This window comes from Stenotrophomonas sp. Steno-C15, assembly GCF_056393265.1.
The window spans coordinates 295,454-306,453 of the sequence record NZ_JBWJPF010000003.1; the positions used below are offsets into that span (position 1 = coordinate 295,454).

The 11,000-nt window shown below is 67.3% G+C and carries 10 protein-coding genes; 9 read left to right on the top strand and 1 reads right to left on the bottom strand.

Features of this window, described 5'->3' with window-relative positions; translation table 11 throughout:
* Position 1 precedes the first annotated feature (1 nt).
* The 8 genes from ftsW to lpxC all read left to right on the top strand — a co-directional run bounded on the left by ftsW (position 2) and on the right by lpxC (position 9,314).
* Positions 2–1,318 carry a putative lipid II flippase FtsW gene (gene ftsW / locus AC06FB_RS04830; protein ID WP_065175812.1) on the top strand — a complete coding sequence of 439 codons (1,317 nt, stop codon included), beginning with the start codon at positions 2–4 and terminating at the stop codon, positions 1,316–1,318.
* Entirely contained in the window at positions 1,315–2,403 is a 1,089-nt protein-coding gene (gene murG / locus AC06FB_RS04835; protein WP_065175811.1) for an undecaprenyldiphospho-muramoylpentapeptide beta-N-acetylglucosaminyltransferase, read from the top strand. The genes ftsW and murG overlap by 4 nt, the downstream gene beginning before the upstream one ends.
* A 40-nt stretch (positions 2,404–2,443) precedes the next feature.
* Positions 2,444–3,880, top strand: coding sequence for a UDP-N-acetylmuramate--L-alanine ligase (murC, locus tag AC06FB_RS04840; RefSeq protein WP_053516454.1), 1,437 nt, complete (start codon positions 2,444–2,446; stop codon positions 3,878–3,880).
* On the top strand, positions 3,877–4,839 hold the full coding sequence (locus AC06FB_RS04845; RefSeq protein WP_053516452.1) for a D-alanine--D-alanine ligase: 963 nt from the start codon (positions 3,877–3,879) through the stop codon (positions 4,837–4,839). The genes murC and AC06FB_RS04845 overlap by 4 nt, the downstream gene beginning before the upstream one ends.
* The gene (locus AC06FB_RS04850; RefSeq protein WP_053516451.1) at positions 4,836–5,585 is read left to right on the top strand and encodes a cell division protein FtsQ/DivIB; all 750 of its coding nucleotides are present in this window, start codon (positions 4,836–4,838) and stop codon (positions 5,583–5,585) included. Before AC06FB_RS04845 ends, AC06FB_RS04850 begins: the two co-directional genes overlap by 4 nt.
* Positions 5,582–6,817 carry a cell division protein FtsA gene (ftsA, locus tag AC06FB_RS04855; protein WP_005408083.1) on the top strand — a complete coding sequence of 412 codons (1,236 nt, stop codon included), beginning with the start codon at positions 5,582–5,584 and terminating at the stop codon, positions 6,815–6,817. The genes AC06FB_RS04850 and ftsA overlap by 4 nt, the downstream gene beginning before the upstream one ends.
* Before the next feature lie 161 nt (positions 6,818–6,978).
* Positions 6,979–8,214: a cell division protein FtsZ gene (gene ftsZ / locus AC06FB_RS04860; RefSeq protein WP_053516450.1), complete on the top strand. Its 1,236-nt coding sequence runs from the start codon at positions 6,979–6,981 to the stop codon at positions 8,212–8,214.
* A gap of 188 nt (positions 8,215–8,402) precedes the next feature.
* Entirely contained in the window at positions 8,403–9,314 is a 912-nt protein-coding gene (lpxC, locus tag AC06FB_RS04865; RefSeq protein ID WP_053516449.1) for a UDP-3-O-acyl-N-acetylglucosamine deacetylase, read from the top strand.
* 281 nt (positions 9,315–9,595) lie between these two features.
* On the opposite strand, the gene AC06FB_RS04870 is transcribed toward lpxC, so the two are convergent.
* Entirely contained in the window at positions 9,596–10,045 is a 450-nt protein-coding gene (locus AC06FB_RS04870) for a DciA family protein (RefSeq protein WP_053516447.1), read from the bottom strand.
* Positions 10,046–10,057: 12 nt separating this feature from the next.
* Between AC06FB_RS04870 and AC06FB_RS04875 the strand changes: the two genes are divergently transcribed.
* On the top strand, positions 10,058–11,000 hold a 943-nt coding region (locus AC06FB_RS04875; RefSeq protein WP_478053428.1), incomplete at its 3' end, for a M23 family metallopeptidase.

Sequence of the window (11,000 nt, forward strand, 5' to 3'; positions counted from 1 at the left end):
GATGAACGACCTGTCCCGCCAGGCAACACGCCTCGAAGCCATCGAAGGCAGCTACGACAAGTGGCTGCTGGGTGCGATGCTCGCGCTCACCGGGCTGGGCGTGGTGATGGTGGCGTCGAGCTCGATCGCGTTGATGAGCAGCCCGTTCTACTACCTCAACCGCCACCTGGTGTTCCTGGCGATCGGCATCGTGCTGGCGGCCATTGCCGCGCGTACCGAGCTGAAGTCCATCGAGCAGTACAACCAGGTGCTGCTGCTGGGCTGCTTCGCACTGCTGCTGGTGGTGTTCATTCCCGGTCTGGGCAGCAGCGTCAATGGTGCCCGCCGCTGGATCAACCTGGGGGTCTCCAAGTTCCAGACCGTGGAAGCGGTGAAGGTGCTGTACATCGTCTGGCTGTCCAGCTACCTGGTGCGCTTCCGCGACGAGGTCAACGCGACCTGGCCGGCGATGCTCAAGCCGCTGGGCGTGGCCGGTGCGCTGGTGGTGCTGCTGCTGCTGCAGCCCGACTTCGGTTCGTCGACCCTGCTGCTGGCGATCACGGCCGGCATGCTGGTGCTGGGCGGAGTCAACATGCCGCGCATGTCGATGCCGGTGATCATCGGCCTGGTCGGCATGAGCGCGCTGGCGATCATCGAGCCGTACCGCATGCGCCGCATCACCTCGTTCCTGGACCCGTGGGCCGACCAGCAGGGCGACGGCTACCAGCTGTCCAACGCGCTGATGGCGGTGGGGCGCGGCGAGTGGACCGGCGTCGGCCTCGGCAATTCGGTACAGAAGCTGTACTACCTGCCCGAAGCACATACCGACTTCATCTTCTCGGTGACCGCCGAGGAATTCGGCTTCATGGGCACCTGCGTCATCATCGCCCTGTTCGCGCTGCTGGTCGGCCGCACCTTCTGGCTGGGCATGCGCTGCGTGGAAATGAAGCGCCACTTCTCCGGCTACATCGCCTTCGGCATCGGCCTGTGGATCAGCATGCAGACCTTCGTTTCGATCGGCGTGAACCTGGGCATCCTGCCGACCAAGGGCCTGACCCTGCCGCTGATCTCCTCGGGCGGTTCGTCGGTCCTGATGACCTGCGTGGCGATGGGCCTGCTGCTGCGCGTGTCCTACGAGCTGAAGCGTGCCGAGCGCCGCCAGGCCGTGCGCATCGGCGGCGGCGACGATGCTGCCACCGCACCGGCCGAAGAGCCGTCCGCCCCGTCCGCGGGGTCGCTGCCGATGGGCGCGGACGCGCCTGCCGGCGCGGGCCCTGCCGTGCGTGGCACCAGCCGCCTGCAGTCCCGCGTCGAACCGACTTTCGGGAGGCTCGGATGAGCGCTGCCGACCACAACGTTCGCCCGGTGATGATCCTGGCCGGTGGTACCGGCGGGCATATCTTCCCGGGGCTGGCCGTGGCCCGCGTGCTGCGCGAGCGTGGCGTGCCGGTCACCTGGATGGGCGCCGAAGGCGCGATGGAAACCCGGTTGGTGCCGCAGCACGACATTCCGATCGACACGCTGTCCATCACCGGCCTGCGTGGCAAGGGCAAGCTGGCACTGCTGGGCGCACCGTGGCGGCTGATGCGCGCGTTGCGTGCGGCCGGCATGATCATCCGCCGTCGCCAGCCGCGTGCGGTGATTGCCTTCGGCGGATTCGCCTCGGGACCCGGTGGCATGGCCACCCGCCTGCATGGGCTGCCACTGCTGGTGCACGAGCAGAACCGCGCACCCGGCATGACCAACCGCATCCTGTCGCGCTACTCGCGCCGCCTGCTGACCGGGTTCCCGGGCACCTTCGCCAAGGGTGAAGAAGCGGTGGGCAATCCAGTGCGCGCGGAGATCGCCGCGATCGCGCCGCCGGAACAGCGTTTCGCCGATCGCCACGGTCCGTTGCGCGTGCTGGTGGTGGGTGGCAGCCAGGGTGCGCGCGCACTCAACAGCGGCGTGCCGCAGGCCATCGCAGCGCTCGGTGCCGAAGTGCCGGTGCAGGTGCGCCATCAGAGCGGCGAGAAGCTGCACGCCGAAGCGGTCGAGGCCTATGCCAAGGCGGGCGTGCAGGCGCAGATCACGCCGTTCATCGCGGACATGGCCGAGGCATTCGCGTGGGCCGACCTGGTCGTGTGCCGTGCCGGGGCATCGACCCTGGCCGAGTTGTGCGCGGTCGGTGTCGGCAGCGTGCTGGTGCCATTCCCCGCCGCCGTCGACGATCACCAGACCCGCAACGCGGAGTATCTGGTCGAGCGCGGCGCGGCGGTTTTGCTGAAGCAGGACGGAACGCTGGCAGACGGCATTGCCGCACTGCTGCGCGATCTGTCCGAAAATCCCGGCCGCCGCATGCAGATGGCGCAAGCCGCGCGTGCCCTGGCCAAGGTCGATGCCGCCGAGCGCATCGCCGATATCATTCTCGAGGAAGCTGTATGAAGAAGGCATGCCAGCGCGCCTGCCCTGCGCGAGGCCGCGCATGATCCGTCGCCTGCACGACACCAACGACCTGGTGCGCGCCTTCCCGCGCGTGCACTTCGTCGGCATCGGCGGCACCGGCATGAGCGGCATCGCCGAAGTGATGCTGACGCTGGGTTATGAAGTGTCCGGTTCGGACAATGCCGACAATGCGGCCACCCGCCGCCTGGCCGGCCTGGGCGCACGCATCATGCGTGGCCATTCGGCGGCCAATGTGCTGGGCACCGACTGCGTGGTGGTGTCCAGCGCGATCCGCGAAGACAACCCGGAGCTGATGGAGGCGCGCAGCCAGCGCATTCCGATCATGCCGCGTGCGGCGATGCTGGCCGAGCTGATGCGCTTCCGGCGTGGCATCGCCGTGGCCGGCACCCATGGCAAGACCACCACCACCAGCCTGACGGCAGCGGTGCTGAGCGAGGGCGGCCTGGACCCGACCTTCGTGATCGGTGGCCAGCTGCTGGCCGCCGGCGCCAATGCCAAGCTGGGCGGTGGGCAGTGGCTGGTGGCAGAGGCCGATGAGAGCGATGGCAGCTTCCTGCGCCTGAATCCGCTGATGTCGATCATCACCAACATCGATGCGGACCACCTGGAGAACTACGGCAACGACTTCGCCCGGGTGCAGGCCGCATTCGCCGAATTCCTGCAGCGCCTTCCGTTCTACGGGCTGGCGGTGCTGTGCATCGACGATCCGGAAGTGGCTGCACTGGCCGCCAGGACGCCGCGCCACGTCATGAGCTACGGCATGAGCCCGCAGGCCGACGTGCGCGCCGAGAACGTGGTGCAGGAGGGCTCGCGCATGCGCTTCACCCTGCGCCTGCCGCAGGGCACCAGCCAGGAAGTGGTGCTGGCACTGCCGGGCCGACACAACGTGCTCAACGCGCTGGCCGCCGCTGCGGTCGGTTGGCAGCTGGGCGTGGCACCGGATGCAATTGCCCGTGCGCTGGAGGCCTTCGCCGGCGTCGGCCGTCGCTTCAACGACCTGGGCGAAGTCACCACCGCCAGCGGTGCCAGGGTGCGGATCATCGATGATTACGGTCATCACCCGAGCGAACTGGAGGCGGTGTTCGCCGCTGCCCGCGGCGGCTGGGCCGACAAGCGCCTGGTGGTCGCGTTCCAGCCCCACCGCTACAGCCGCACCCGCGACCAGTTCGACAAGTTCGCTGCAGTGCTGTCCAGCGTCGACGCGCTGGTGCTGAGCGAGGTCTACCCGGCCGGCGAGGAGCCGATCGCAGGTGCCGATTCGCATGCGCTGGCACGCGCCATCCGCGCCCGCGGCCGCAGCGAGCCGGTGGTGGTGGGCAAGGCCGCCGAGCTGGCGAGCGTGCTGCCGGACGTGCTGCAGGATGGTGACCTGCTGCTGATGATGGGGGCCGGCGATATCGGCGCCGTCGCCACCCACATCGCAGTGGAAGGCTTCAAGGCGGAGGGCGAGGCGTGAGCACGCTGACCTTCCCGCCGCTGCGCAGTACCGACCCGGCCGTGTTCGGCCGCGTCGCCGTGCTGCTCGGCGGCACCTCCAGCGAGCGCGAGGTGTCGCTGGACTCCGGCCGCAACGTGCTGGAGGCGCTGCAGTCGCGCGGCGTCAATGCGTTCGCCGTGGACGGCATTCCGGCCCTGGCCCGGGCATTGGCGGGCGGCGGCATCGATCGCGTGTTCAACATCCTGCACGGCCACAACGGTGGCGGAGAGGATGGCATCGTGCAGGGCCTGATGGACGCCTTCGGCGTGCCGTACACCGGCTCGGACGTGCTGGGTTCGGCATTGAGCATGGACAAGATCCGCACCAAGCAGGTGTGGCTCTCGGTCGGTTTGCCCACCCCGCAGTACCGGAAGGTCACTGCCGAGACCGTCCACGCACAGGCGCGCGAGCTGGGCCTGCCGGTGGTGGTCAAGCCGGCCAACGAAGGCTCCAGCGTGGGCATCAGCCGTGTGACCGACGAAGCAGGCCTGGACGAGGCGGTGGCGTTGGCTGCGCGCTACGACGGCCAGCTGCTGATGGAGCAGATGGTGGTCGGCGACGAGCTGACCGTCGCCATCCTTGGCGACGTCGCACTGCCGTCGATCCGCATCGTGCCCAAAGGCCAGTGGTACGACTACAACGCCAAGTACATCGCAGAAGATACCCAGTACCTGTGCCCGGGCCTGGACGGCGAGGCCGAGGACGAGATCCGTCGCATCGCGCTGGCCGCGTTCCGCGCCGCCGGCTGCCGTGGCTGGGGGCGCGTGGACGTGATGCGTGACCGGGCCAGTGGCCGCTTCTTCCTGCTGGAAGTGAACACCGCGCCGGGCATGACCAGCCACTCGCTGGTGCCCAAGGCGGCCCGCCAGGCCGGCATCGGCTTCGAGGAGCTGGTGTGGCGCGTGCTTGAACAGACCCTGGAGGCTGGCCACGCATGAACGCGGTGCTGCGCATCTTCGTCTGGCTTCTGGCGCTGTCGGTGGTGGCACTGCCGGTGGTGGCCGTGGTCAATGGCTGGGTCGGCGCCGAGCGCTGGCCGCTGGCGAAGCTGCGCGTGCACGGTGAATTCAAGCGCGTGCCGGCCGAGCAGCTGCAGCAGGTGCTGTTGCCGTATGCGCGTGCCGGGTTCTTCGCGGTCAAGCTGCAGGATGCGCAGGACGCACTGGAGAAGCTGCCGTGGGTGGAAAGCGCGCAGGTGCGCAAGCAGTGGCCTGACGTGCTGGAGGTGACCCTGGTCGAGCACAAGCCTTTCGCCCGCTGGGGCGAGGGCCGCCTGCTGTCCGAGCAGGGCAAGCTGTTCCCCACGCCGAAGAAGCTGGCCGACCTGCAGCTGCCCGAGCTGGATGGCCCCGACAGCCAGACCGAGGAAGTGGTCAAGCTGTACAACGATTCACGCGCGCTGTTCGCGCCTGCCGGCGTCGACGTGCGCCGGCTGACCATGGATGCGCGCGGCAGCTGGTCGCTGGTGCTGAGCAACGGCACCGAAGTGGTGGTAGGACGCGATGACGCCCGTTCGCGCCTGCAGCGCTTCGTGCGCGTGCTGCCACAACTGGCCAACCAGGCTGCGCCGATCGAGCGCGCCGATCTCCGTTACACCAATGGTTTCACGCTGAGCTGGGGCACCCCGGCCGCGCCGGCTGACGCGCCGGCGACCCCGGCAAGAAGGACGCAGGAAAGGACATGAATCGCAAGGGTGACAAATCGCTGATCGTCGGCCTGGATATCGGCACCTCCAAGGTGGTGGCGCTGGTGGGCGAGTATTCGCCGGGCAATCCGATCGAAGTGATCGGCATCGGATCGCACGAGTCGCGCGGCCTCAAGCGCGGCGTGGTGGTGGACATCGAATCGACCGTGCAGTCGATCCAGCGTGCGGTCGAAGAGGCCGAGCTGATGGCCGGCTGCGAGATCCGTTCGGTCTATGCCTCGATCTCCGGCAACCACGTGCAGTGCAAGAACTCGCCGGGAATCGTGCCGATCCGCGATGGCGAGGTGACCTGGGGCGACCTGGACCGCGTGCTCGACGCTGCCAAGGCGGTGGCGATTCCGGCCGACCAGAAGATCCTGCATGCGATCCCGCGCGAGTACGTGCTGGATGATTCGCAGGAAGGTATCCGCAACCCGGTGGGCATGACCGGTGTGCGCCTGGAAGTGCATGCACACCTGGTGGTGTGCGCGCAGTCCGCCGCCGCCAACATCAGCAAGTGCGTGCAGCGCTGCGGCCTGCAGGTGGATGATCTGGTGCTGTCCTCGCTGGCCTCCAGCGTGGCGGTGCTGACCGCCGACGAACGCGAGCTGGGCGTGGTGCTGGTCGACATGGGCGCAGGCACCACCGACATCGCGGTGTTCGTGCAGGGCGCGATCTGCCACACCGCATCGCTGCCGATTGCCGGCGACCACGTCACCAACGACATCGCGCACATGCTGCGCACGCCGACCCCGGAAGCCGAGCAGATCAAGGTGCGCTACGCCTGCGCCCTGGCCCAGCTGGCCACTGCCGAGGAGAGCATCCAGGTGCCGTCGGTGGGTGATCGCCCACCGCGGCGCATGCCGCGCCATTCGCTGGCGCAGGCAGTGCAGGGCCGCTACGAGGAAATCTTCGAGATGGTGCAGGCCGAACTGCGTCGCTCCGGCTTCGAAGAGCTGGTGCGCGCGGGCATGGTGCTCACCGGCGGTGCATCGAAGATGGAAGGCGTGGTCGAGCTGGCTGAAGAGATGCTGCAGATGCCGGTGCGCGTGGGCATTCCGCAGCACGTCACCGGCCTGGGCGAAGTGGTCGGCAACCCGGTGCACGCCACCGGCGTGGGCCTGCTGCTGATGGGCAGCCAGATCGAGCATCCGCGCCGGCCATCGCTGCCGACCGGGCGCGCCGGCAGCATGTTCAAGAAACTCAAGACCTGGTTCCGCGGCGAGTTCTGACGCGGAACCCGTAACGCCGGGCATCGCCCGGATGCAACACCCGCAACACAACGCAACACCGGCAACACACAACCCACACAGCCGCAACGGCGGCATGCAGCAGGACGGCAGGACGCCCGAATGCCCATGCCATCGAAAGCGGATACAACGAGGACACGGACATGGCGCATTTTGAACTGATCGAAAAGATGGCACCCAATGCGGTGATCAAGGTGGTTGGCGTGGGCGGCGGCGGCGGCAATGCCGTGGCGCACATGGTCAACTCGGCGGTGGACGGCGTGGAGTTCATCACCGCCAACACCGACTCGCAGGCCATCAAGAATTGCGGTGCGAAGCTGCAGCTGCAGCTGGGCACCAACGTGACCAAGGGCCTGGGCGCAGGCGCGAACCCGGAAGTGGGCCGCCAGGCCGCCCTGGAAGACCGTGAGCGCATCATGGACGCCCTGCAGGGCGCCGACATGGTGTTCATCACCGCCGGCATGGGCGGCGGCACCGGCACCGGTGCGGCGCCGGTGGTGGCGCAGCTGGCCAAGGAAATGGGCATCCTGACCGTGGCCGTGGTCACCAAGCCGTTCCCGTTCGAAGGCCGTCGCCGCATGCAGGTTGCGCTGAAGGGCATCGAGGAACTGAGCCAGCACTGCGACTCGCTGATCACGATTCCGAATGAGAAGCTGATCACCGTGCTGGGCCGCAACGCCACCATGATCCAGGCGTTCCGTGCCGCCAATGACGTGCTGCAGGGCGCCGTGCAGGGCATTGCTGACCTGATCGTGCGTCCGGGCCTGATCAACGTCGACTTCGCCGACGTGCGCACCGTCATGTCCGAAATGGGCCTGGCGATGATGGGTACCGGCACCGCCCGTGGCGATGACCGCGCCCAGGCTGCCGCCGAAGCGGCGATCCAGAACCCGCTGCTGGACGATGTGAACCTGGCCGGTGCCAACGGCATCCTGGTCAACATCACCGCCGGCGCCGACTTCACCATGGCCGAGTTCGACGAGATCGGCCGCACCATCGATGGCTTCGCGTCCGAAGATGCCACCGTGGTGGTCGGTACCGTGCTGGATCCGGACATGCAGGACGAAGTGCGCGTGACGGTGGTGGCTACCGGCCTGAACCGCGTGTCGGCCAGCAAGAGCCAGCGTCCGGGCGAGCGTGCGCCGATCAAGCTGGTGCGCAACGCCACCACCGGCCAGCCGGAGTTCGGCGAGTTCGACACGGGTGGCGATGCGGTCTCCAAGGCCGTGGGCGGCATGGGCCTGGGCCTGCGTCGTGCCAGCAGCGATACCGCGGCAGCCTCCACCGCGTCGGCCCCGGCCTCTTCGGCCCCGGCGGCGGCGGAGCTGCCGAACGATTACCTGGACATCCCGGCGTTCCTGCGCCGCCAGGCGGACTGAGCGGAGCTGCCCGGGGCTTGTCCTCCCCGGGTCGCGCCACCATGTCCTGAAGTGCGGGCGCCGGGCCAGGATAGGCCCGGCGGCCCTTCACGCGTGTCCCACCCGCGCGCCGGTGTGTCCTGCCGCCGTTTCAGCCGGGGTAGGGGAGTGCGCGTGTTAATCTAAGGTGTCACTTCCGGTCTGCCCCCATGATCCAGCAACGCACCCTCAAGAACACGATCCGCGCCACCGGCGTTGGCCTGCACAGCGGGGACAAGGTCTACATGACCCTGCGCCCGGCACCGGTCAACCACGGCATCGTGTTCCGCCGCGTGGATCTGGATCCGGTGGTGGAAGTGCCGGCCAAGGCGGAGCTGGTCACCGAAGTGACCCTGTGCACCGGCCTGACCTGCAACGACGCCAAGGTCCAGACCGTTGAACACCTGATGTCGGCTCTGGCCGGCCTGGGTGTGGACAACATCATCGTCGAGCTGTCCTCGGCCGAGCTGCCGATCATGGACGGTTCGGCCGGCCCGTTCGTGTTCCTGCTGCAGTCGGCAGGCATCGTGGAACAGGATGCGCCCAAGCGCTTCATCCGCGTGCTCAAGACCGTGGAAGTGACCGAGGGTGACAAGGTGGCCCGCTTCACGCCCTACGAGGGGTACAAGCTGGGCTTCACCATCCAGTTCGACCACCCGATGATCCCGGCCAAGCAGTCACGCCAGGAAATCGAATTCTCCACGCTGGCGTACACCAAGGAAATCTCCCGCGCGCGCACCTTCGGCTTCATGCGCGACCTGGAGTACATGCGTGAACGCAATCTGGGCCTGGGCGGGTCGATGGACAACGCCATCGTGCTTGACGAGTTCCGCGTGCTCAACGAAGACGGGCTGCGCTACGCCGACGAATTCGTGCGCCACAAGATCCTTGATGCGATCGGCGACCTCTACCTCGCCGGTGGCCAGGTGCTGGGCGCCTACGAGGGCTTCAAGTCCGGTCACGCGCTCAACAACAAGCTGGTGCGCGCGCTGATGGCCGATGCCAGCGCGTGGGAGTGGGTCAGCTATGACTCGCCGGCGGTACCGGATCCGGTCGAGTACGCCACCCCGGCCTACGCCTGATCCACATAACGCTTTGAATTAAAAGGAAAAAACGCCGCCTCTCAGGGCGGCGTCCGCATTTCTGGAGGCTGCGATGGATACGACGCAGCAGGTGACGCGACTGTCGGTCTGTCGTCACGGTTTCGTGAACCTGTTGGATCGGAAGCCTGAATTTAACGTTGCTTTAACAACAATCTAACGACAGGTCCACCGGGGACCGCTAGGATGCGACCCGGCCCCCGAAATGTTTCACGCTGCGGTGACACGCGCGACGGGGAGCGGAGCAGGAGGCTCCGTTGTCCTCAGGACCGCTTCTTCGGCTTCGAAGGAACATCCTGCAGGGCTGCCAAGGCGTCGCGTAGCCCTTTGTGCGTGGCGGCTGAAACTGCGTGGGGGCCATTCCGGTTGTCGATCGCTGGGGAGCGTGAGGGAGTGGTGGACGCAGTCTTGATGGTCACCCTGGTGGCCTTCAGCCCGATGGACCGGGCCGCGTCGAGAAGCTGGGCCTCGGCAAGCCGGAACTTGGCATGCCAGACCGGGGACTCGACGAGAAAAACGAGGTGTTCCCCGTCCACATTGGCCAGCCGGCAACGGCTGCGCAGAGGTGGCGGCAACTGGGGGCGCAACTGACGGTCCAGCGCGTCGAGCCACAAGGCACGCCGCAGCGGGTTCCCGCTTTTGTCCGCCATTACCGCATCCAGTGCCGGTTTCGGCACGGAAGCGGGGCGAACGCTGGATTTCGGCTCAGACATGAAAACTCACTGATGGCATTCAAAAAGATCGTAATCAAAACGCGTGAAGGTCAGGCCAAATCGGCGCTCACGCGTTTGCGGTTCTATTTCGAGGACCGCCCCCGTGCCCTGCTGGGCAGCGTGCTCGGGGTAGGCTGCATTATCGGCTTTGCAGGCGGAATCGGCGCCAACGCGTTCAACGATTCGCGGCTGCAGGCCAAGGTCGACCGCCAGGAGGCTGAACTGGCCAAGGTCCAGCGCGATGCGCAGACCCAGGTCAACGCGTTGGCGGCCCGCCTCGGCGAGCTGCAGGCGCAGGCCACCCGCCTCAACGCCCTGGGCGAACGGCTGACCCAGATGGGCAAGCTGGAAGATGGCGAGTTCGACTTCAACGAAACTCCCGGCCTGGGTGACGGCGATGCCGGCGGCCCGACCTCGGACATCCCGGTCAAGGATGTCAACGCCGACTTACAGGTGCTGGAGCAGCGTTTCGCTGCTTCAGGCCGCCAGCTGTCGGTGATGGAATCGCTGATGTTCGATCACCAGCTGCAGCAGAACGCCGTGCCTTCGCGCATGCCGATCCGCAACAGCTATGTCACGTCCGGCTTCGGCACCCGTGCCGACCCCTTCGGCCGCGGTGCCGCCACCCACAAGGGCATGGACTTCCACGCCCGGGTCGGCGATCCGGTCATGGCCGTGGCCGATGGCGTGGTCAGCTTCTCCGGCGTCAAGGGCGGCTACGGCAACGTCGTCGATGTCGACCATGGCAACGGCTACGTCACCCGCTACGCGCACAATTCGCGCCTGGTGGTGAAGGTCGGCGATCTGGTCCGTGCCGGCCAGGAAGTGGCCAAGGCCGGTTCCACCGGTCGCTCCACCGGCGCCCACGTGCACTTCGAGGTGTGGGAAAACGGCAACGTGGTCAACCCGCGCAAGTTCCTCGGCGACGGCGGCAACACGCCGGTCGGCCGTATCA

Coding starts and splice junctions, on each gene's coding strand:
- ftsW (WP_065175812.1), top strand. CDS start 2: ATGAACGACCTGTCCCGCCAGGCAACACGCCTCGAAGCCATCGAAGGC.
- murG (WP_065175811.1), top strand. CDS start 1,315: ATGAGCGCTGCCGACCACAACGTTCGCCCGGTGATGATCCTGGCCGGT.
- murC (WP_053516454.1), top strand. CDS start 2,444: ATGATCCGTCGCCTGCACGACACCAACGACCTGGTGCGCGCCTTCCCG.
- AC06FB_RS04850 (WP_053516451.1), top strand. CDS start 4,836: ATGAACGCGGTGCTGCGCATCTTCGTCTGGCTTCTGGCGCTGTCGGTG.
- ftsA (WP_005408083.1), top strand. CDS start 5,582: ATGAATCGCAAGGGTGACAAATCGCTGATCGTCGGCCTGGATATCGGC.
- ftsZ (WP_053516450.1), top strand. CDS start 6,979: ATGGCGCATTTTGAACTGATCGAAAAGATGGCACCCAATGCGGTGATC.
- lpxC (WP_053516449.1), top strand. CDS start 8,403: ATGATCCAGCAACGCACCCTCAAGAACACGATCCGCGCCACCGGCGTT.
- AC06FB_RS04870 (WP_053516447.1), bottom strand. CDS start 10,045: ATGTCTGAGCCGAAATCCAGCGTTCGCCCCGCTTCCGTGCCGAAACCG.